We start from the raw sequence: 21,383 nt of genomic DNA, 5'->3' as shown, positions 1-21,383 counted from the left end.
CGGGTCAGCCGTTGCCGAACCGGTCGGCAAACGCATCCGTGGCCCGCACCAGCGCATCGACCGTGGCCGGCTCGTTGGCGCTGTGGCCGGAGGTCACCATCTCCAGGCGCGCTTCCGGCCAGGCCTTGGCCAGGTCCCACGCGCTGCGTGGCGGGCAGATGATGTCGTAGCGCCCTTGCACGATCACGCCGGGCAGGTGGCGGATGCGATCGATATCGCGCAGCAGCTGGTCGGGTTCCAGGAAGATGCCGTTGCGGAAGTAGTGCGCTTCAATACGAGCCTTGGCCAGCGTATCCAGCGGATCATCGGTGGATTGCGCATCCACGTCGTGCTGCAGGGTGGCGGCGTTGTCTTCCCAGCCCAGCCAGGCCTGCGCGGCTTCGATGCGGGTCGTCTCGTCCGCGCTGTCCAGCCGCGACCAGTAGGCTGCGATCATGTCACCACGCTCGGCCTCTGGTATGTAGGCCTCATAGCGGTCCCAGCGCTCCGGGAAGATCCAGCGCGCACCACCGTTGGCCTCGGCGAACCAGCGGTTCTCCATTTCGCGGCCGAGGAATACGCCGCGCACGATCAGGCCGGTGGCGCGCTCGGGATGTGCCTGCGCGTAGGCCAGCGACAGCGTGGAGCCCCACGAGCCGCCATAGACCAGCCAGCGCTCGATGCCCAGGTGCTCACGCACCTTTTCGATGTCCGCCACCAGGTCCTGCGTGGTGTTGTCGCGCAGCTCGCCGAACGGCGTGGAACGGCCGCTGCCGCGCTGGTCGATCAACACGATGCGGTAGCGCGCCGGGTTGAAGAAGCGGCGATGGGTCGGCGAGATACCAGCGCCCGGGCCGCCATGCAGGTACACCACCGGGATGCCCTCCGGCGTGCCGCACTCTTCGATGTGCAGCGTGTGCAGATCGCTCACCTTCAGGGTGAACTCGCGGTAGGGCTCGATGGCGGGGTACAGGGTGCGCATGGCGGGGGCCTCACAAGCAGGGTCGGCCAGCATAGCGCCGCGACCTGCTGGCTGCAGCGACGGACTCCTGCGCGGCGCTGGAAATGGGCTGGCCGATGCGCATAAGCTTCCGCGATGCAAGCGACCACGGCCGGGACGTCCACCTTCAACCTCACCCTCGGCAGCGGCGCGCGCGAGCTGCTGAAGTGGGTCGCACTGCTGGCCATGACCGGCGACCACGTGGCCAAGGTGGTCTTCGGCGGCTACGTGCCGGTGGTCAGCGAACTGGGGCGTATCGCGTTCCCGCTGTTCGCGCTGGTGATGGCCTGCAACCTGGCCCAGCCCGGGGCCGACCTGCGCAAGTCGATACGCCGGTTGGCACTATGGGGGCTGATCGCGCAGCCGTTGCACGCTTTCGCGTTCGGTTCCTGGCTGCCGCTCAACATCCTGCTTACCTTCACTTTGGCTGCGGTGGCCGTGCATGCGCTGGCGAACCATCGGCCTGTGCTGCTGTTGCTGGCTGCCGGCGTGCTGCCGATGTTCGTGGACTACCAGTGGGCCGGCGTTGGCGCCGTGCTGCTGGCCTGGATCGCGTTCCGGCATCGGGCGTGGTGGCTGCTGCTGGCCGGGCTCGCAGCGGTGTGCTGGGCGAACCACAACGGCTGGGCGCTGCTGGCCGTTCCGGTGGTGCTGCTGGCCGCGCGGGTGAATTGGCCACTGCCGCGCTGGCGGTGGGTGTTCTACGGGTACTACGTGGGACATCTGGCGGTGCTGGCGTTGATTGCCCATCTGCTTGTGTAATGTCGGAACTGGCGTGTCCCGCGTCTTGAAAGCCGGATGCGGTCAAGGAACGCATGGTGCCGATGCGGGTGGGGAACGCCGCCGTTGACATGGCGCAAGTTGTTGAATCTTCGGCTCGATTGTCGATATGCGACAATGCCATCGCTGCGTAAACGTCGCTGTCTTTGCACGTGGGTTGTTGGCGCCTGCCACCCCGTTGTGCACATGATGAGGTGCCACCGAAAAAGGGTGGCCGGGGCCTGGAAACCCCGTTGAGTAAGTGCTGTTTACGCTTGCCAGCCGGCGTCGCCTTTCGCGGCGTCGGCTGGCATTCCGTTCGCGTTCCATGGCGGGCGGTGCGTGGAGGTGGGCGCAAGCCCACCGCCCGGGTATAGCACTGACTCACGGGATTTCCAGCCACGTACCGTCCGCCACCTTGATTGTTAAGGGCGGTGGTCCCGCATGCCTTGCACGGAGACCTGCCATGAACGCATCGGAATTCCCCCATCAGCGCGCCCCGGCCAAGGCCGATGAAGCGCACGACATCGCGTCTGATCCCAACAGCCTGATGGCCCTGCTGCATCGCATCGGGTTGGGCGCGGCCGCCGACGGGCAGCCCTGGCCCGAGCGCCATCAGCTGCCAGGCCGCTGCCTGGCGTTGGCCGACGCCGACGGTGCACTGGCCGGGCTGCGCATCGTGCAGGAGATCCTGCTGGCGGCCGAACGCGCCCGCCAGAATGGCGGCCCGGACCAGTACGTCGGCGATCGCGTGATGGAAGGTCTGAAGCTGGCGGCATTGGCGTTGACCAGCCACGCCATCTATCGCCTGCAGCCGGAATGAAACGCAGATCCACACCTTGTTCGCGGATTGCCCGACGACCTGTAGAGCCGAGCCTATGCTCGGCCCAGCAGACGAAACGGAGCCGGGCATGGCTCGGCTCCACAGGGGTTCCACGCCAGCTTAGAAATCCATCGTTGCCGACAGCAGCACCGTCCTCGGTGCACCCAGTGCCAGGCTGGACAGCAACGGCATGCCCCAATACGACTTGTTGGTCACGTTGTTCACGCTGGCCCGCAACGCAAGCGGCCGACCCGCCACGGTGGTGCTGTAGCGCGCGCCCACGTCGAACAACGTGCGCCCCGGCACCGACAGACGGTTGTCGGCACTGATGTACTGCTTCGACATCGCCGTGGCATTGCCGGTCAGGGTCAGGCCTTCCAGCGCGGGCACATCCCACTCCACGCCCAGCTTGGCCTGCCGCTGCGCAATTGCCGTGGCCATGCGGCCTTCATTCACGCCGCCAGCCGTGCGGGTCAGCTTCGGCTGTACATAGGCCACGCCACCGAGCAGGCGCACGCCGTCCATCGGTGCGCCGAAGAAGCCCCATTCCACGCCGCGGTTACGTTGCTCGCCGCCAAACGAGAAGATGTTCGTGACCGGGTCGGTATAACTGCTCGGTCGCTTGATCTCGTACACGCTGAAGGTGTGCGCGAAGCTGCCCAGGTCCAGCTTCAGGCCCAGCTCCTTCTGCCTGGTGCGGAACGGTGCGAACACATCACCGGCATTGGCAGCGGTCATCGGCGCGGTGGCGCCCTGGCTGAGGCCTTCGATGTAGTTGGTGTAGAGGGAGATCGTGTCGGTGGCTTTCACCAGCAGCGCCGCTGCCGGGGTGGTGGCGCTCTCGTCGTAGCGCGAGGTGCGTGCACCGCTGGCGACGTTGAAGGTCTCGCTGACCACCTGCTGGCGGCGCACACCCAGCGTCAACTGCACGCGGTCATCGGCGAAGGACAGGGTATCGGCAACGCCGATGCTGTCCAGCCGCAGTTCGCTATGCGAGATGTGCGGCGCTACGAACGGCGCGGCCGGGCCCCACACCGGGTTGTACAGGTTGGTGGTCCAGTCCCAGCCCGGCACGCTGCGGCGGCCGTAGTCGTTCTGGGTGTGCTGATAGTGGGTCACATTGGCAGCCCACTGGTGGCCGACGCTGCCGGTGTGGAACGAACCGCGCAGGCCGGCATCTGCGGACTGCTTCCTGATATCGAAGGCGAGCTGGCCGATCACCGTGGTGAAGTCGCCGGCCGGATTGAGGATCTGCGCGCTGATCGAACCGTTGTAGCGGTAGTCGGTCCTGCTGGTGCCGTAGGCCAGGTAGGCCATCAGGGTATCGCTGATATCCAGTTCGCCGCGCAGCATCGCGCCCTTGTCCTGGCTGTCCACGTAGGCCCAGTCCGGATTGATCAGCGTATCGCCACGCGGCGGCCGCGGAATGGCCACGCCCGGCGCGAGGCCGACACCACGCGCGGGGCCATCAACGCGGTCGTCGGCGCTGTACAGATCGGCCGACAGCCGCGCACGTTCGCCGCGCCAGTCCAATGCCAGCGAACCGAGCTGGACCTTCTTGCGCTGCTTGCCCACGGCGCCATCGCCATCACGGTAGGCGCCGTTGAAGCGGATGCCGAACTGCTTGTCGGTGCCCAAGCGGCGACCGATGTCCACATGGGTGCCGAACTGCGCATCGGAGGCGAAGTTGGCGCTGACCCGCTGCAGCGGCTGCTCGCCTGCACGCTTGGGCACCAGGTTGACGCTGCCACCGACCGAACCACCCGGTGGCATGCCGTTGAGCAGTGCGGACGGGCCCTTCAGCACTTCGATGCGTTCGAACATCTCCGGTGAGGTGCGGTAGTACGGCGCCATGCCGATCAGGCCATTGAAGGTGGTGTCGCTGGTGCTGGAGGCGAAGCCGCGGATCGCGTAGTTCTCGCTCCACGCACCGGTAACACCGTTGCTGAAAACGGTGGGGTCGGTGGCGGCGATGACGTCGGTCAGGTCCTTGGCCTGGCGGTCGCGGATGAAAGATTCGGTGTAGCTGACCGTATTGAACGGCGTATACATGAAGTCCTTGTCGCCAAGCAGGCCGACGCGGCCGCCAGCGGCCACCTGGCCGCCGGCATAGTCCCCCGTCACGCGGCGCTGTTCCTGCACCTGCACCGAGGGCAGGGTGGATGGCGCGGTTTCGGCCAGCGCGGCACATGATGCCAGCAGGCCAAGCGCGAGCGCCGATGCGCGGTGGCGCCGGGCCAGGCCGTGCAGATGCGCGTGGCCGCATGACGCGGCGGCAGCGCCGTTCTGCGGGGAAGAGGAGGGGTACGTGGTCATGCCAGGGTCCTGTGAATCTTGGGCGCGAGCGCGCCTGGCGCGCTGCCATCGGCAAGCACGGGAAGAGCGCGCAGCGCAGGGTTGTCGGCTGGGTGGGGACCTGGCGGGAAGTGAGCCTGGGGCTCGGTTCGGGCTGCGCGGTGGTTGCGAACCGGACGCATTCCTAATTAGTTGAGTAAAATAAACTAAATCGACCGAACCGGACAAGAGGGTCCCTTTGCTGGCACCCTCGGCAGGGTATGAACACGCAACGCGAAACCACGGTCCCGCCGCGCGGCCGCCCGCCGACCATCACCCCCGAGCGCCTGGCCGACATCGGCATCCGCCTGGGTCTGCCCAACCTGACCATGGCCAACGTGGCCGCCGAACTGGCGGTAACCCAGGCGGCGCTGTACAAGCGCGTGGCGAACCTGGAGGCGTTGAAGCGCCTGGTGGCGGAGGCGGTGTTCCAGCGCTGGCAGATCCCGCGCGCGTCGGCAGATGCGCCGGGCGGCTTGCAGGGTTATCTGATGGTCTTCGTCGAATCGTTGTGCGAGGTGGTGAAGGCGCACCCCGGGCTGCCGCCGTACCTGCTGCGGCGCACGGTGGCGACCGCGCCGATGCTGGAAAAGATCGCCTCGCACCAGGCCCACGTGGCCGAGGTATTTGGCCTGCCGATGGACAAGGCGCGCTGGCTGCTGGCCACGATCGCCTTCTACTGCATCGCCGGCGCCGACACCATCTACGCGATTGCGGACGACGAAGAGGGGCAGGTGATCACCGAGTTCAAGCAGGGCATGCAGGCGCTGGTGATCGGGTCATTGCAGCTGCTGGACGCGGAGAGCGCGGACTGAGCACCGTGATGCCATCCACGCACGGCGTGGATCTACAATGCGGCCATGCCTGTCACGCCCACTCTTGAAGACCTGCGCCGCTACGCGGTGGCGCGTACCCTGTTCAAGCCGACCACGCTGCTGACCGCGATCCGGAAGCTGGGTTTCGTGCAGGCCGACCCGATCCGGGCACCTGCACGCGCGCAGGACCTGACCCTGCGGCACCGGGTGAAGCACTACCGCGCAGGCGATCTTGAGCGGCGCTACAGCCGCTTGCCGGTGGAAGAGGACTGCCTGGTGAACTACGGCTTCCTGCCCCGCGAGCATCTGGCACTGATGCACCCGCGCGTGGCCAAGCGTGAATGGGACGCCGAGACCCATCGCCGCGCCGCCGAGGTGCTGGCGTTCGTGCGCGAGCGCGGCAGTGTGCATCCGCGCGAGGTCGACCAGGCGTTCGCGCATGGGCGGGTGACCAATTACTGGGGTGGCACCAGCAATGCCAGCACGCATCTGCTGGATGGCATGCACTACCGTGGCCTGCTGCGCGTGGCGCGGCGCGACAACGGCACCCGTATCTACGCCGTGGCCGAGCATGCCGAGGCGGATGCCAGCGAGCAGTCGCAGGTCGAACGCGCGGCCGCCCTGATTGATCTGGTGGTGCGCAAGTACGCGCCGCTGCCATCGGCCAGCCTGACCTATCTGGTGCGGCTGCTGGGCTATGGTGCCCCCCACCTGGCCGAGCAGACCCGCAAAGCATTGGCACTGGCAAAGCAGCAGCTGGCCAGTTGCACGCTGGAGGGCACTACCTGGTACTGGCCGGCGGACGAGAATCCGCGTTCGCGCCGCCATGCACCGGACGAACAGGTGCGCCTGCTGGCGCCGTTCGACCCGGTAGTGTGGGACCGCCGCCGCTTCGAGTTGCTGTGGGGCTGGGTGTACAAGTTCGAGGCCTACACGCCTGCGCCAAAGCGCCAATATGGGTACTACGCACTGCCGGTGCTGTGGCATGACCAGGTGGTGGGCTGGGCCAACCTGAGCGTGTGCGGCGGTGAGCTGGTGCCGAACGTGGGTTATGCCGGCAAGTCGCTGGCCCGCGACAAGGCATTTCGTGGCGCGCTGGACGACGAGTTGCAGCGCATGGCGGAGTTCCTGTAGCGCCAAGCGGCGCATGGGTACCTATCTGGGTGCTGGCCGCGTTAATGTGTTCGTCTGTGATCGGGCAGGGCTTCGGCTGCTTCCCGGCACACAGAGTGCTGCACAGCTGGACCCTATCCAGGCACTGGCGGCGGAATAGGGCCGCCCGCTATGGCACCTGTAGAGCCGAGCCCGCGCTCGGCTGCACTCCGTTCAGGTCGCGCTGCACCGAGCGCTGCGCCCAGCAAGCCGAACATAGGATCTCGGCTCTACAGCTGCTCAGCGCACCTTGCCTTTGATTGGCACGCTTCCCGGCAGCTGGGAATACCCGCCGTCACCCCAGTGCCGGGTGATGCGCTGGAAGAACAGGGAGTTGGGCACGCGCAGCAGGCAACCACGCGCGCCTTCGCCACGATCACTCAGCGTGGTGTAGATCAGGTTGATGTCAACCACCTGACCGCACAAGCCCGGCTTGTCCACGCTTTCCAGCACTTCAATGGTGTCATTGATGCGGAACGGGCGCGTAGCGACGATCAGGAACGAACAGAACAGGTTGGACAACACGCTCCATGCGGCGAAGAACGCCACCGCACCGACCGCCATGAACCCGGTCAGCGCGGTCCACAGCACCGAGCGCGACACGCCCAGGCGCTCCAGTATCAGCAGCGCAGCCGCCAGATACAGCAGCAAGGCACCGCCGCGGCGCAGGCCCACATGAAGCTCTGGAGCCAGCCTGCCGCGCTGCAGGGCCTGCACCAGCAGCCACGCCAGGGCACGCACCATCACCCATGCGACGCCCAGGATGGCCAGCACCTCGGCCACCGGCACCACCACAGTCAGCCAGTCTTCGATCCAGGCGGGCAATCCGGCCATGAGGAGTCACAGTGTTGCCGCGCCGCCGGAGATGGTCAGCAGTGCACCGGAGGTGTAGCTGGCGCTGTCCGAAGCCAGCATCACATAGGCCGAGGCCAGCTCGGCCGGCTGTCCGGGGCGGCCGAATGGCGTCTGCGCGCCGAACTGTTCGACCTCTTCGGCGGCCATGCCTGCGGGAATGAACGGCGTCCAGATCGGGCCGGGCAGCACGGCATTGACGCGGATCTGCTGCTCGGCGAGCAGGCCGGCCAGCCCCAGCGTCAGGTTGGCGACGGCACCTTTGGTTGCAGAATAGGGAAGGATGTTCGGCGTCGGTCGCTTGGAATTGACCGATGCGGTGTTGATGATCGCACCGCCACCGCGCAGGTGCGGGACGCACAGCCGGGTCAGATTGAACACGGCATGGACGTTGGTATCGAACGTCCGCTTCCAGTCATCCAGGGTGATGTCGTCGAAGTGCTCGTAGTAGCGCTGGTAGGCAGCGTTGTTCACCAGGATGTCGAGACCGTCCAGCTCGCTGGCCACGCGGTCTACGAGCGAGCGCGCCTGTGCTGGGTCACTGATGTCACACGGTACCAGCACGGCTTTGCGCCCGGCCTGTTCGATCTGCTGCTGCACATGGCGGGCGTCGTCCTGCTCGCCATCGAGGAATGCGATGGCAACGTCGGCGCCTTCGCGCGCGAAAGCGATCGCCACCGCCGCGCCGATACCGCTGTCACCGCCGGTGATCAGTGCCTTCTTGCCCTGCAGCAGGCCATGCCCGCGATAACTGTCCTCGCCATGGTCCGGCCGGGGCTGCATCTGCGCAGTCTTGCCGGGGAAGGGTTGCTGCTGGGCCTGGAAGGGCGGGCGTGGGTAATCGGGCAGGGCCATCGTCACTCTCCGAAAGGAAACCGGCGCCAGTCTCCCTCCAAGCGGGTAAACGGCTGGAGGGCGCGGTGTCGTTGCAGCGTGGACGCCTGCGCGCGCGGCTTCACAATGGATGCGCGATGGTGGTCATGATGCTGTTGGCCGGTTGCCGTGAATCCAGCCGCGTATGCTGCACGATGATCGGCTGGTCGGATTCGACGAGGGTGGCGAAGCCCGTGCCGCGCGGCACAGGTGCCGGATCCTGCAGATCGTTGAAGCGCAGATGGCAGGTGCGCCGCGCCGGCACCGTTATCCGGTAGGGGCCCACCGGATCGCGGTCCTCGAAGTAGAGGGTCAGGGTGACATGTGCGTCCTCGTTGCCGGCATTGAGGACGCAGCATGTTTCGTGACTCTGCATCTCCGGTGACGGGCCGTTGCTCCAGGCTGGAATGTAGCCTTCGGCGATAGCCCAGCGTCGATGCCCGATGCAGGAAGCGTTCGTTTCCATGACGCCGTTTTAGCTGGAGGGGTGTTGCCATCGTGTCCAGTCCCCGCACGGAATCCGTGATGACCATCGGCTACCACGCATCGCATGAACAGTTCCCGCCCGCCACCTTGCTGGGCCTGGCGCTGCGCGCCGAACAGGCGGGATTCGAGGCCCTGATGTGCTCCGACCATTTTCACCCGTGGACGACCGCACAAGGGCAGTCGGGCCACAGCTGGGTGTGGGCCGGCGCGCTGGCGGTGCAGAGCGCGTTGACCCTGGGCATGGTGACGTGCCCGATGCTGCGCCAGCACCCGGCCTTGGTGGCACAGGCAGCGGCGACGCTGGAGCAGCTGGCGCCGGGCCGGATCTGGTTGGCGCTGGGTACCGGCGAGGCCCTGAACGAGCGCATCACCGGCCAGCCGTGGCCAGCCAAGCGCGAGCGGCAGAAGGCACTGCGCGATGCGGCCGAGGTGATGCGGCGGCTGTGGGGCGGCGAGCAGGTCGACCACGACGGTGGCTTCCAGGTGCGCCAGGCGCGACTGTACAGCCGGCCGGCACTTCCCCTGCCGCTGCTGGGTGCAGCCGTCACGGAGGACACCGCACGCTGGATGGGGGGCTGGGCCGACGGCCTGATCACGATCAGCCAGCCATTGGCGCAGTTGCAGCGCGTGGTGGCGGCGTTCGAACAGGGCGGTGGCAGGGGCAAGCCGATGTACCTGCAGGCCAAGCTCTCCTACGCGCGTGCCGAACAGGCGGCGCTGGAAGGCGCGATGGAGCAGTGGAGCGCCAATGTCCTGCCACCGGAACTGGCCGAAGGCCTGGACCAGCCCGAGCAGTTCGAGGCACAGGCCCGGTCGGTCAGTGCCGAGGAGCTGCGCCAGCACGTGCATGTCTCGGCGGATCTCGGCCAGCACCGGGCCTGGCTGCAGGAACTGCAGTCACTGGGCTTCGATCGCATCTATCTGCACAACGTGAACCGCGAGCAGGACCGCTTCATCGATGATTTCGCCGAACACGTGCTGCCCGCGCTGCGCACTCAGGCGCCCTCGGCGGCCAGCCACGTATAGCCATGGCCCTGCAGGCAACAGCGGCGATCCTGCAGCCTGGCGCCGTGGCCCACCAGCGTACGCAGCGGGCCGTGCAGGGGCACCTCTACCTCAACCGGGTCGTCGCCGAAGTTGATCAGTGCCAGTGCCTGGTGGGGGGGCTCGCCGTAGCGGAGCATCAGCAGCGCAGGTGAAGGTGGGTCGAGCGTGTGAGGACCCTGCTGCAGCACGGGATGTGCATTGCGTTGCTGCAGCAGCTCGCGCACGCGCTGCAGCAGCGAGGCGGGCGTCGCGCGTTGCGCCTCGACATTCACCGTCCGGTAACCGTAAGCGCCGTCTGCCGGAGGCACGCGCCAGGCATGCCGCGGTTGATCGGTAAACCCCGCCGCTGGTCCACCGTGCCAGTGCATCGGCATCCGCACGGCATTGCGTTCTGGCAGCTCCAGGCAGTCACCGAGGCCGATCTCTTCCCCATAGCGGATCACCGGCACCTGACCCAGCGACAGCAGTGCGGCCCAGGCCATGGCCTGCCACGCGGTGTCGCCGTCCAGCATGGGCGCCAGCCGGCGGCGGATGCCGCGGCGATAGATGCGCATGCCAGGTTCGGGCGCGAAGCGCTCCATCACCGCCTCGCGTTCGTCCGGCTCAAGCTGCTCCAGGTCAAGCTCATCATTGTTGCGCAGCCAAGCGATGCGCGTGTGCGGCGGCGCCTGCGGTCCGTATTCGGCCATGACCCGGGCCACTTCACTGGCGTCGCCGCGCGCCAGGGCCAGGAAGAAATGATTGTTCAGATGGAAGTCGAGCAGGTGCGAAAGCCGCCGGCCCTGGCACAGGAAGTCACCGTAGCGGGGCGCGCTGACATCCGCTTCGCCGATCAGCGGCAGGCCTGGCTGTTGCGCATCTGCCGTGGCGCGCATTTCCTCCAGCAGCCACAACCCGTCGTCGCGCGGGTCGGCGTGGCGGGCGCGCTCGACCATGTACGGGACCGCATCCACGCGGAAGCCGGCCACGCCGCGCTGCATCCAGAACGTCATCACCCGCAGCAGTTCGTCGCGTACTGGCGCATGGGCCAGATCCAGGTCTGGCTCGTGCCGGTAGAACATGTGACGGTTGAACGCGCCGGCCTCGGCGTCCCATGTCCAGGCAGACGCCTCGATCGGTGGGAACATCGGCTGCAGGCCGTCGTCGGGCACGTGGTCGCTCCACAGGTACCAGCGGCGCCATGCCGGGTCGCCCCGCCGCGCGGCGACGAACCACGGGTGGGCGCTGGCAGTGTGCTGCATCACCAGCTCGACGATGATGCCGATACCGCGTGCGTCGGCAGCATCGACCAGGTGCTGGAACGCGGCCTGGTCGCCCAGGCGTGGATCGATGCGGTAGTGATCGGTGACATCGTAGCCACCGTCACGGCCGGCGTTGCAGTAGAACGGCAGCAGCCACAGGTGGCTGACACCGAGCCAATGCAGGTAGTCCAGCTTTTCGGTGATGCCATCCAGCGTGCCCCAGCCGCGGCCGTCGCTGTCGCGGAACAGGTAGGGGTCGACCTGGTAGATCGCGCGAAGCGGGCGCACCGCCATGGGGCTTCTCCGTCACTGTCCACGGATGACCAGCCTGCTGTCGCGCGTGGCAGCGGTTCGTGAAACGGATGGCACCCTGTCGTGACATGGCATCCACGGACTCTGCATGCGCGGGCGCGCACAGTGAACGCTCATTCCCTGCGCCGAGGAGGCTTCCTGCATGGCCCGACGCAAGACGCTTCGTATTGCCACGTTCAACGTCAACGGCATCGGCACGCGCCTGCCACAGCTGCTGGACTGGCTGCACAGGGAATCGCCGGACGTGGTTGCCCTGCAGGAACTGAAGGCGACCGACGCCGCGTTTCCGGCTGCGTCATTGGAGGAGGCTGGGTACGGTGCACTCTGGCAAGGCGAGGCGCGCTGGAACGGCGTGGCACTGCTGGCACGGGGGGCCACGCCGGTCGAGAGCCGCCGTCGATTGCCCGGCGAGCCCAGCGACACGCAGAGCCGCTACCTGGAGGCGGCGGTGCACGGGGTCATCGTGGGTGCCCTCTACCTGCCCAACGGCAACCCGCAGCCCGGGCCCAGGTTCGACTACAAGCTGCGCTGGATGGCGCGCCTGATCCGGCATGCGCGCAGCCTGGTCGAGCTGCCGCACCCGGCGCTGCTGCTGGGTGATTTCAACGTGATCCCCACCGAAGCCGACGTCTACGACCCCAAGGCCTGGCGCCGCGATGCGCTGTTCCAGCCCGAGGTGCGCGAGGCCTTTGAACGGCTGCTGGCGCAGGGCTGGACCGATGCGTTGCGGAAGGTGCACGGCAACGCCACGATCTACACCTTCTGGGATTATTTCCGCCAGCATGCCGAGCGCGACCGTGGGTTGCGCATCGATCATCTGCTGTTGAACCCCGTACTGGCGGAGCGACTGAAGGACGCTGGCGTCGACCGCTGGGTACGCCTGCAGGCAAAGGCCAGCGACCACGCGCCGGCGTGGGTGACGGTAAGCGCGTGATCAACGCGCGGTTGGGTCTTCGCGTCGCTCGCGGCGTACCCGTGCGCGGGTGCGGTACAGGCGGCTGTCCGCTTTCTGGATGGTGTCGGCCACCGGCTCGCCGGGCGTGTTGATGGCCGCACCCATCGAGAACGCGCTGGGCGAGAGCGCGGCGTGGTCCTGGTACCAATGCTCCAGTTCGCTCAACCGGCCGTCCGCAGGCGCAACCAGTACCACCATGAATTCGTCGCCGCCCAGTCGCACCACCGTCTCCTCCTTGCCCAGCGGTGAGCGCAGGAACGTGGCGAACTCGACCAGGACGGCGTCGCCACGCCTGTGGCCCTGGGTGTCGTTGATGTGCTTGAAATGGTCCAGATCGAACATCACGCAGGCCCAGCGCTCGTCAATCAGTTCATCCAGCCGGTGCAGGTAACGCCGGTTGTAGCACTGCGTGAGCGGATCCTTGAAGGACATCTCGCGCAGCTGCTGCTCCTGCATCCGCAGCGCGGTGACGTCCTGAGCATGTCCCAGCACGTAGGGCGGGCTGGCTTCGTTGTCGAGCACGTTGTGATACGCCCAGTAGTGGCGCGTTCCGTCCGCGGCGATCAGCTCGATCACGCCGGCGTCGGTGTGGTTTGCCTGGATCCGAGCGAGGTAGGCCTTGAAGCCCTCGCGTTTTTCCGGCGGCATCAGGTCACACAGGCTGCGCCCGACCATCTGGCTTTCCTCGAAACCCAGCGATTGCACGGCCGCCGGATTCACCGAGGTCAATGTGCCTTCCAGGGTGTGGGTGCAGATCAGGCCCAGGCTGTAGTGGAACAGTCGCCGGTAGCGGGTTTCGCTCGCTTCCAGCGCGTCGAGCGCGGCTCGCTCGTCCGTGATGTCCTGGATCGCCCCGACCAGGCGCGGATGCCCGTCGACCTGTTGCCGGCTGCCGACCACCCGGGTCCAGATCGCGCGCCCGTCGGCGGTGGTCATTGGCAGCTGCACTTCCCAGGACGTGCCTTCGTCGATGCAACGCTGCACTGCTGCCCGGATGATGTTGCGGCTGTCTTCGCGATAGAACGACAGCGCGGTGTCGAGCGTCGGTTCAAAGTTGCTGCGCACGCCGTGCAACTGCTTGGTCTCGCGGGTCCAGCGCACTTCGTTGGTCACCAGGTCCATCTCCCAGCCGCCCACCCGGGCGGCGCGGTTGGTGCGCTCCAGGAAGTCTTCGCTGCGTTTGAGCTCGCGATGCAGCGCCTTGGCCTGGCCCACCTGCGCCATCAGCGTGCTGCGTTGCTCCAGCACCTGGGTGGTGACCCGGGCAAGGTGCACCATCAGTTCGCGCTGGGACGGAGACAGCACGCCAGGCATCGGATCGAGCAGGCACAGCGTGCCGATACGTGCGCCGTGCGCCGAGCCCAGGGGGATGCCAGCGTAGTGGCGGATGCGCGGCCCACCTGTCACCAGCGGATTGGTGGAGAAACGTGGGTCCTGGCGCGCATCGGGTATCTCGAACAGCTCGTCCTGGCGTATGGCATGGGTGCAAAAGGAAATTTCGCGGGCCGTTTCGCTGACGCCCTCAAGGCCGATGTTGGCCTTGAACCACTGGCGGTCTTCGGCCACCACGCTGATCAGGCCCATGGTCATGCCGGTTGCAGCGCGGGCGGCGGCGACGATGGCATCGAACACCGGCTCCGGCGGCGTATCCAACAGGTGCAGTCGTTCGATTTCGAGCAGTCGTTCGGCTTCGTCCATGGCGCTTTTCAGGGCTGGGTGGCGAGGGCGCTTGCGGCAGCTGTCTGGGACTACGCTAGTGCGCACGGCGTTATGTATCGCCATGGCGGGGTGATGCCGATGTGAGGTGGGCGCGCCGGTTCAGTGCTCGCGCAGCGACGCCTGCAATGCGGTTGCCAGCGCCGCGTCTCCGGACACCAGATCCTGCCAGCGCAACGCAATGCCCTTGCGTCGCCCCTTCTCCACCAGCTTCAGGCCGTCAGGGGCCACAGTCAGGGTGTAGGCCTGGCCATCGATCTCCAGTTCGCGTCGCAACGGCTTGTCGAGAGGTGTCATCAAGGTTTCCTTGCGGGGGCGGAGATGCGGCGTCGCCGCACCGACACGTGACGGTGGTCACGGACGTGCCATCGCCAGGGGAAATCGACGGCGCGCGTGATTCCGATCCGTGGACCAACTTCCGGGTCGGACGGGGGCGGGGTGCCATCGCTGGCGATCACGATGCCATGGCTGCCTGTCACCAGATCGGCGCCGTCGAAGCTGCGGTCCAACCCGAATGCCTGCGAGAGCTTGCCGGGGCCGCTGGCCAGATCGTGGTCGCGGCGCGCGGCGGGACGCAGCTCGTGCATGCGCTCCAGGCCCGCCAGCGGTTCGACGGCCCGCAGCAGCACCGCCACGCCTTCACCGACCTCTCCGCAGACCACGTTGCTGCCCCAGTGCATGCCGTACGTGAAGTAGACGTAGAGGTGGCCGGCCTCACCGAACATGCTGGCCGTGCGCGGCGTTGGCCCGCGATAGGAGTGCGCGGCGGGATCGTCGCTGCCGGCATAGGCTTCAACCTCGACGATGCGGCCAGTGCGACCATCGTCGCGCACCAGCAGCTTGTTGAGCAGCTCCGGCGCAACTTCGGTCGATGGACGCCGGTAGAAGCGGCGCGGCAGGATCTGCAGGGAGGCGGGCAACCAGTCCGGCACGGTGGTGGCAGGCTCGGGTGAAAGACCGTGGCACTGTGGCATCGATCAGGTGAAACGGGCGCAGACGCGGTGTCATTCCGGCGCAGGCGGTGCGGCCAATGCAGCGCGCCGGGCGGCATACACCTCCGGCGTCTGCGGCTTGATGAACAGTGCCACCAGTTCCGGATACTCGCGCTTCACCGCCGTCTCGATGCGGGTGATGCAGGCTTCGATTTGCGGGGTCCGGCGGTCATCCTCGAACTCGGCGCTGAGCATGGCGACGACCTGTTCCGGGCCCATCTGCATGGTGGTCACGCCATTGGCGCGGCGCAGATCCGGATCGGTTTCGGCCACCGCCATGATCCGCTCGGCCACTGCGGGATGGGCAGGCTCTCCGACCAGCAGGCCCTTGGTCTCACGGGCCAGGAGGAAGGCGGTGGCGGCCAGCACGCCGGCGATGCACAGCGACGCAACGCCATCAAGCACCGGCATGTCCAGCACCTGCGCGGCCACCAGGCCGATCAGTGCGAAGCCCAGCCCGAGCAACGCAGCGCTGTCTTCCAGCAGTACGGTGAAGGTGGAAGGATCCTTGCTGCGGCGGAAGGCCTCGAAGTAGCCAAGTTTGCCTTTGGTACGCCGGAACTCGCGCAGCGCGACCCACCAGGAGGCACCCTCGAACAGGATGGAAATGCCCAGCACGCTGTAGCTCAACGCATGGTTGGTGGCCGGCTCCGGCCTGCGGATGTGCTGGATGCCCTCGTAGGCCGAAACGCCGGCACCGGCCGCGAACACCAGCAGGGCGACGATGAAGCTCCAGAAGTACAGCTCGCGGCCATAGCCGAACGGATGCAGGGAATCCGGCGCCTTGCCGGCACGGCGCAGCCCGTACAGCAGCAGAAGTTCATTCAGTGTGTCGACCAGCGAATGCACGCCCTCGCTGAGCATGGCCGAGCTGCCGGAGATGCCGGCGGCGATGAATTTGGCGATCGCAATGGCGAGGTTGCCCGCGAGCGCGGCATAGATGACAAGGCGGGAACCAGTGGAAGCGGACATTTCGGTGAGCGGGCGGGGCGGACGCCTGATCTTCGCGGTCGCCGCGTGCCCGCTGCGTGCACGCTACGCTCAACGCCCCTTCGGATTGAGATACAACCGCGCACCGTCGGATTCACGGAACCCGGACCAGCGGCCACCGCCTGACGCGCGGAAGCGCCCGAACACCGTGTTGCTGGTATCGGTGAGCAGCAGCTGGTTGCCCGACAGCACCCAGCGGTTGGCCGAGAAGAAGCCGTCCGGGCAGCCGGTGGGAACGTAGGCGCTGTAGCCACCGAACCACTCGATGCTCTTCAGTTCGATGGTGCACGTGCTGCCGTTCTCCTGGCCCAGCGTCCAGCTGCCGAACAGATCGCCTTCGCGCACGCCGCGGCCGCCGCGCTGGCGGTCGTGGTCCCAGTCATCGTTGTTGTCGTGGAAGCCGAAGTCCACGTCCAGCCCCTTGCTTTCACTGCGCGACTCGGACTGCGAGCTGCCGCTGGTGGTGGTCTGCGTGGTCACTGCGCCACTGCTCTGGGTCTGGGTACTGCTGGATTGCGTGGTCTGCTCGGTACGGGTGGTCTGTTCACCGAAGCCGAACGACGCGTCCTGGGCAAGGGCGGGCAGGGTCAGGAAGCACAGGACGGACAGGCAGGCACGGGCAGGAACGGCGGCCATCGCAGGATCCTCGACAGGGTGGACCGCGCGAGTATCGAACCGGTGGAGCGGGAGACGGCGTGAGGACGCGCCCAGGGGCGGGCGTGCCAAGAGTCGGCGCTGTTCGCTGACGGGTCGTGCCGGCCGCTGGCCGGCTCCTCTTTGGCGCCCAGAGGCCGAAGGCATGCCGGCCAGCGGCCGGCACGACCCGCAGCCAGGCATGGCCTCGCTCTATTCTTCGGGTTTCACCCGAGCGACCCGTTTCCGGTACTCGTACACATTGTCGCCGCGGATACGCTTTTCCTCGGTGCCGGTAACCCGGCCGACCTGCTGGTCAGAGCCGGTGACCGGCTTGGCTTCGATGGCGGTCTCGTGCTCGAAGGAGTGCGATTTGTCGGTGTTGCGGTAATAGCGGTACAGCGCCCAGTACAGCGCGGTTGCGCCGGCTGGACCTGCCGCCAACAGCCAGAGGCCACTGTCGTCGCTCATGTCGATGCCACCAGGAAGGCTATTGCGAGGGCTTCAATGACGGTGCCGGTGGCCAGGGCCGCCAGCAGCATCTTCCATTGCTGCACGGGCACGCTGCCCATGGTTTCGCCGGTACGGCCGTTCACCGCGATGTAGTGCAGCATGCCGCCGTTCTTGCCGGGCTGGTGGTAGGAGTACAACCACACCGGCAGGTACATCGAAACCCAACGAGTGCCATGCACCTCCAGCTGTTCCTGTTCCCAGCGCACGCCACGGTTGTAGCGCCTCACCGACCCTTCCACCTGCGCACGGGCGATCGACAGCAGCTGGTCTTCCAGCCGCGGCCGCAGCTTTTCCACATCCAGGTTGCGTTTTTCAGAGGTGAAGCCGGCCAGGTACGAGGCGTTCCACTTCACCGCGTTCTTGGTGTCGAACGGCAGGATGGTGTTGATGATGTTGTTGGTGTTGGCGCGGGTATCCAGATTGCCGCGCTCGGCCGAGGATTCCAGGGGCAGGTCATCAACCGTGAAATCCACCTGGCGTTCGACCTGGTAGACATCGGCGTCGTACAGGGTGCGCTTGTTCTTCTCGGTGCCGACCGTGTATTGCCGGGTCTGGATCTCGCCCTTGCCGGCCACGGCCGCGCTGACGTTGCTGTCCACGATCATGTAGGGCAGGAACACGCCCACCACGTTTTCCGGGGTGAACTGCTCCTTGAACGCCTTCAGCGCGAACATGCGGCGCTTGTCGACGAACTGGCGGATGCGCGCGACCGCATCGTCCTTCTTGATGTGGAAGGGCAGCACCGCGTCGGGCACCGCACCATTGCTGATCTGTTCGTTGACGCCGAAGACGTGGCGGCACCAGTGGCAGCGCGCCGTCATCGTGCTTTCGGTGTTGACCGTGACTTCGGCGCCGCAGCCCGTGCACTTGAACGTCATCAACGCCGAGGTGTCGGCATCGATGTTGCGTGCACCGGAGGCGATGACCGTGCCACGCAGCTGGTCGATGGCCTCGCCCAGCCCGAATTCCTCCTCGACCCGCGCGCCATGCCATTCGTGACGGCAGTACAGGCAGACGAGGATATCGGTGCCGGCTTTGGGCCGGATGTCGGTGGCGCCGCACTTCGGGCAGCGGTTGAGGCCGTCCTTCAGCTCGCTGGCCGAGGTATCGATGGCCACGGGATCGGGCGCTTCCACTTCATCGCGGATGGCCTGAGGCAGTTTCGAGGTGTCCAGCGGGAAGCTGCCGGGCAGGGGAGGGACGTCCTGCGGCGAACCGGGCCCATCCAACGACGCCGCCGGCAAGGGCGGCGGCGTTGCGGGCGCGGATCCGGGCAGCGGCGGTGGGCCGTTTCTGGGATCGGACATGTGGGTTGTGCGTCCTGCTGTTACAGGCCCAGTGCCTTGGCTTTCAGGGCGTCATAGTCGCCCTGGGTGATCAGGCCCAGGTCCAGCATTTCCTTGGCCTTCTTCAGCTTGGCCACCGGATCGTCGGCAGCCGGCGTGACCGGCTGCTGCATGCCGCCGACACCGAACATGCCCGAGGCCATGCCGACACCGACCAGGCCAGCCGCACCGCCGTTCTCGCCGGCCGACTGGATGCCCTGGGCGACGCTCGCCTGCAGGTTGGAATTGCCGCGCGAGCCGGACAGCGCATCGGCGCGCTGCACGGTCTTCAGCAGTTCGCGGGTGTTGGCGTCGTACTCGATCGAGACAATGGCGGTCTTGACGATGGCCAGGCCGCGATCCGACTTCCACTGGTAGCCCTGCTCGACGGCGGCCGACAGGCTCTGTGCAAAGCCCAGCGAGTCCTGCTGCAGCTTGGTGATGCGGTTGCCCTTGCCCGGATCGTTCGTATACAGGCTGAAGGCCGGCGCCAGCGAGCCGACCACTTCATTGAACAGCTGGCTGGCGGCGGCGTTGTCCAGGTCGGTGAAGTCGAACACCTGGCCCGGCTGCAGGTAGCTGGCCGGCACGAAGTTCTTCACGAACAGGATCGGGTCGACGATCTTCAGCGTGTACGAGCCACGCGTGACTGCACCCACTTGGGTATTGAGGAAGCCGTCGTCCCAGTAGATTTCCGACTGGGTACCGAAGCGGTTGTCCGGCAGCTCCTTCAGCGAGACGAAATAAGCCGCCTGCTGCGAACCGGGCTGGCCGCCGAACTTGAAGCGTTCCCAGCTCTGCTTGATGAAGGTGCTGACCAGGCCGTCACCGGCGAAGATCGATTGCGAGTTCAGGTCGTCCGAACGCCACTCGTAGCCGCCCGGTTCGGCGACGAACGCGGTGATCGCGCCGTCCTGGAACAACAGCAGGCCGTAGCCCTCCGGCACGACGATCTTCGAGCCGTTGGTGATGATGTTGGACGAGCCGTTGGTGTTGGAGCCGCGGCCGGCGTTGGTGCCGCGCGGCACCGCCGCGAACAGGGCCGCCGTCGAGGGCAGGCCTGTGGGCACGGTGTAGAAGTCCTTCCACTGGTCGGCCAGCACGCCACCGACCGCACCCTTCACCGCCTGTACCAGACCCATGTCCAACTCCCTGTGATTCGAGGGCAGGCACCATGCCTGCCGAGCTGGGCTGAATATAGCAGCGGGCAGGGACCGCTGTGGTGCCGGAAGATGAATCCAGGCCCTGCCGGGGCGCAGGATCGCGCCTGGCGCTGTCTCTACAACATGTACGGGATCTTGAACGCCAGCGTGAAGTCCGGTGCATCCGGGGTCAGCCCGATGCCGAGCAGGGTGACCAGTGTGGTGTGCTGGTTGAGCGCGTACGTCACGCCCAGATTCAGTGATGCCGCGTTGGCGTCGCTGCCGATCACTTTCATCCACTTCCCGCCTTGGAAACGGGTGGATGCGCGGGCGCTGATGCGGTCGCTGAAGGACAGGCTGAGGCTGGTGCGCTCGTTGAACGCAAAGGCCACGCCAGCGCCGAAGTAGACCGCGCCGCCGAGCTTCACGTCACCCGGGTTGACCGTGTCGGGGTTGCTGTCGATATCACTGAAACCACGCGGGAACGAATGCACATAGCCGACGTTGGCGAACAGGATCGCCGGATCGGCGGTCTTGACCATCGACAGGCCCACATTGGCCTGCCACACGCCATTGCCGGTGGGCTGTTCCCTGGGTACGGCGAAGCGGATGTAGTCATCGTCGTCGCGCTCGATCACCTTCCAGTCCAGACCGTAGGGTGCGCGCCCGGTAGGGGCGGTGACTCCGGCGGTGAGCACCGTTTCCGGGCGCCAGCCGCGTTCGCCGAACAAACGGTAGTTCGCACTCAAGCCGATATCGCCCAGCCCGTTGCCATTGGTTTCTTCCTGCGCGATCGCGGCCGCCGCACCGCCGGCGCCGCCCTTCTGGTAGACGGTGCGCCGCGCCAGGTAAGGCACGTCCAGGTTGAGCGTCAGGTTCGGGCTGACACCCCAGCGCGCGGCCAGGTTGTAGGTGAGCGAATCGGATTCAACGTTCTCGATGGCGATGTTGCCGAGGAAGATCGCGTCCAGCGCCAGGAAACCATTGAGAGTGAGCTGCTTGCGGTCGTAGCGGGCGTAGGTGAGGCTGTTCTCGACGGTGAAGCGGCGCGAGAACAGCGCCGACTGCTGTTGTTTCACATCATCCACGCTGCGCCGCGATTCCTGCTTCGCCTGCTGTGCCTCGGCCGCCGTGCTGGCGTAGCCCTCGCTACCCTGCGATGCCTGCAGCGTCGAGCCATGCTCGGCTGCCGCGCCCGTTGCCGCCGCCGTTGCCGGCCCGGTGGACCCCGTGCGTCCACTCAATCGCGCCTGCATCGCCTGTACCTGCATGTCCAGTTCGCGCAGCCGCCGCACCTCCTGTGCGTAGTTGGATTTGAGCTGCTCCAGCTGGTTGGCCAGTGCCTGCACGTCGGCGCCATCGTCCGCCGCCGGTGGTGCGGCAAAGACGGTGCCCGCCAGCGCCGCCAGCGCCAACGGGGTGATCCTCTTCAAGGTGTGCATGT

Annotated in this window: 21 protein-coding genes; 6 read left to right on the top strand and 15 right to left on the bottom strand. The window is 66.6% G+C overall.

The features are described 5' to 3' along the window. Positions 1-4: 4 nt before the first annotated feature. Complete coding sequence (gene pip / locus KXV01_RS08585) at positions 5-961, bottom strand: prolyl aminopeptidase (protein WP_263467686.1); 957 nt, start codon at positions 959-961, stop codon at positions 5-7. Positions 962-1,075: 114 nt separating this feature from the next. Between pip and KXV01_RS08580 the strand changes: the two genes are divergently transcribed. Both KXV01_RS08580 and KXV01_RS08575 read left to right on the top strand, forming a co-directional pair. Beyond that, positions 1,076-1,741, top strand: coding sequence for a TraX family protein (locus KXV01_RS08580; RefSeq protein ID WP_263467685.1), 666 nt, complete (start codon positions 1,076-1,078; stop codon positions 1,739-1,741). Between the two features lie 463 nt (positions 1,742-2,204). Next, positions 2,205-2,561 carry a hypothetical protein gene (locus KXV01_RS08575; RefSeq protein WP_164283517.1) on the top strand — a complete coding sequence of 119 codons (357 nt, stop codon included), beginning with the start codon at positions 2,205-2,207 and terminating at the stop codon, positions 2,559-2,561. 120 nt (positions 2,562-2,681) lie between these two features. Here KXV01_RS08575 and KXV01_RS08570 read toward each other — a convergent pair whose 3' ends face one another. Next, positions 2,682-4,877: a TonB-dependent siderophore receptor gene (locus KXV01_RS08570; protein ID WP_263467684.1), complete on the bottom strand. Its 2,196-nt coding sequence runs from the start codon at positions 4,875-4,877 to the stop codon at positions 2,682-2,684. 239 nt (positions 4,878-5,116) lie between these two features. On the opposite strand from KXV01_RS08570, the gene KXV01_RS08565 reads away from it, so the two are divergent. Together KXV01_RS08565 and KXV01_RS08560 are read left to right on the top strand one after the other, a co-directional pair. Further along, a complete protein-coding gene (locus KXV01_RS08565; RefSeq protein WP_049438388.1) occupies positions 5,117-5,710 on the top strand; it encodes a TetR/AcrR family transcriptional regulator in 594 nt (197 codons plus the stop codon). Positions 5,711-5,755: 45 nt separating this feature from the next. Continuing rightward, the gene (locus KXV01_RS08560) at positions 5,756-6,844 is read left to right on the top strand and encodes a crosslink repair DNA glycosylase YcaQ family protein (protein ID WP_049438389.1); all 1,089 of its coding nucleotides are present in this window, start codon (positions 5,756-5,758) and stop codon (positions 6,842-6,844) included. Positions 6,845-7,102: 258 nt separating this feature from the next. Here KXV01_RS08560 and KXV01_RS08555 read toward each other — a convergent pair whose 3' ends face one another. The 3 genes from KXV01_RS08555 to KXV01_RS08545 all read right to left on the bottom strand — a co-directional run bounded on the left by KXV01_RS08555 (position 7,103) and on the right by KXV01_RS08545 (position 9,053). Beyond that, entirely contained in the window at positions 7,103-7,696 is a 594-nt protein-coding gene (locus KXV01_RS08555; protein WP_263467683.1) for a mechanosensitive ion channel family protein, read from the bottom strand. A gap of 6 nt (positions 7,697-7,702) precedes the next feature. Further along, complete coding sequence (locus tag KXV01_RS08550) at positions 7,703-8,569, bottom strand: glucose 1-dehydrogenase (protein ID WP_263467682.1); 867 nt, start codon at positions 8,567-8,569, stop codon at positions 7,703-7,705. A gap of 100 nt (positions 8,570-8,669) precedes the next feature. Then, positions 8,670-9,053 carry a sensory rhodopsin transducer gene (locus KXV01_RS08545; RefSeq protein ID WP_049410857.1) on the bottom strand — a complete coding sequence of 128 codons (384 nt, stop codon included), beginning with the start codon at positions 9,051-9,053 and terminating at the stop codon, positions 8,670-8,672. A gap of 59 nt (positions 9,054-9,112) precedes the next feature. Here KXV01_RS08545 and KXV01_RS08540 point away from each other — a divergent pair, with 59 nt between their 5' ends. After that, positions 9,113-10,099, top strand: a complete 987-nt coding sequence (locus KXV01_RS08540; protein WP_111191356.1) for a TIGR03885 family FMN-dependent LLM class oxidoreductase — start codon at positions 9,113-9,115, stop codon at positions 10,097-10,099. Here the strand turns inward: KXV01_RS08540 and KXV01_RS08535 are convergent. Beyond that, positions 10,069-11,655: an alpha-amylase family glycosyl hydrolase gene (locus KXV01_RS08535; protein ID WP_263467681.1), complete on the bottom strand. Its 1,587-nt coding sequence runs from the start codon at positions 11,653-11,655 to the stop codon at positions 10,069-10,071. The two genes, KXV01_RS08540 and KXV01_RS08535, sit on opposite strands and share 31 nt — an antisense overlap. Positions 11,656-11,815: 160 nt before the next feature. Between KXV01_RS08535 and KXV01_RS08530 the strand changes: the two genes are divergently transcribed. Continuing rightward, positions 11,816-12,607, top strand: coding sequence for an exodeoxyribonuclease III (locus KXV01_RS08530; RefSeq protein ID WP_049410849.1), 792 nt, complete (start codon positions 11,816-11,818; stop codon positions 12,605-12,607). Here KXV01_RS08530 and KXV01_RS08525 read toward each other — a convergent pair whose 3' ends face one another. From KXV01_RS08525 to KXV01_RS08485, 9 genes are all read right to left on the bottom strand, one after another. Next, positions 12,608-14,326, bottom strand: coding sequence for a diguanylate cyclase (locus KXV01_RS08525; RefSeq protein ID WP_263467680.1), 1,719 nt, complete (start codon positions 14,324-14,326; stop codon positions 12,608-12,610). A 120-nt stretch (positions 14,327-14,446) separates the two neighbouring features. Beyond that, on the bottom strand, positions 14,447-14,641 hold the full coding sequence (locus KXV01_RS08520) for a hypothetical protein (protein ID WP_263467679.1): 195 nt from the start codon (positions 14,639-14,641) through the stop codon (positions 14,447-14,449). Continuing rightward, positions 14,641-15,276 carry a DNA-3-methyladenine glycosylase gene (locus KXV01_RS08515; protein ID WP_100478409.1) on the bottom strand — a complete coding sequence of 212 codons (636 nt, stop codon included), beginning with the start codon at positions 15,274-15,276 and terminating at the stop codon, positions 14,641-14,643. The genes KXV01_RS08520 and KXV01_RS08515 overlap by 1 nt, the downstream gene beginning before the upstream one ends. Positions 15,277-15,348: 72 nt before the next feature. Next, the gene (locus KXV01_RS08510) at positions 15,349-16,308 is read right to left on the bottom strand and encodes a cation diffusion facilitator family transporter (RefSeq protein ID WP_263467678.1); all 960 of its coding nucleotides are present in this window, start codon (positions 16,306-16,308) and stop codon (positions 15,349-15,351) included. A 69-nt stretch (positions 16,309-16,377) separates the two neighbouring features. After that, positions 16,378-16,962 (bottom strand): AprI/Inh family metalloprotease inhibitor, encoded by a 585-nt coding sequence (locus KXV01_RS08505; protein WP_049410837.1) that lies wholly within the window; start codon positions 16,960-16,962, stop codon positions 16,378-16,380. Positions 16,963-17,172: 210 nt separating this feature from the next. Then, positions 17,173-17,430, bottom strand: coding sequence for a hypothetical protein (locus KXV01_RS08500; protein WP_049410834.1), 258 nt, complete (start codon positions 17,428-17,430; stop codon positions 17,173-17,175). Beyond that, positions 17,427-18,779, bottom strand: a complete 1,353-nt coding sequence (locus KXV01_RS08495) for a membrane protein (RefSeq protein ID WP_049410830.1) — start codon at positions 18,777-18,779, stop codon at positions 17,427-17,429. Before KXV01_RS08495 ends, KXV01_RS08500 begins: the two co-directional genes overlap by 4 nt. Before the next feature lie 20 nt (positions 18,780-18,799). Then, positions 18,800-19,939 carry an SPFH domain-containing protein gene (locus KXV01_RS08490; protein ID WP_263467677.1) on the bottom strand — a complete coding sequence of 380 codons (1,140 nt, stop codon included), beginning with the start codon at positions 19,937-19,939 and terminating at the stop codon, positions 18,800-18,802. 137 nt (positions 19,940-20,076) lie between these two features. Then, entirely contained in the window at positions 20,077-21,381 is a 1,305-nt protein-coding gene (locus KXV01_RS08485; protein ID WP_111096277.1) for a transporter, read from the bottom strand. Positions 21,382-21,383 lie beyond the last annotated feature (2 nt).

This window comes from Stenotrophomonas sp. Ps181, from assembly GCF_025697425.1.
GTDB classification, from domain to species: Bacteria; Pseudomonadota; Gammaproteobacteria; order Xanthomonadales; family Xanthomonadaceae; genus Stenotrophomonas; species Stenotrophomonas sepilia.
This window is presented reverse-complemented; position numbering and strand designations above follow the sequence as displayed.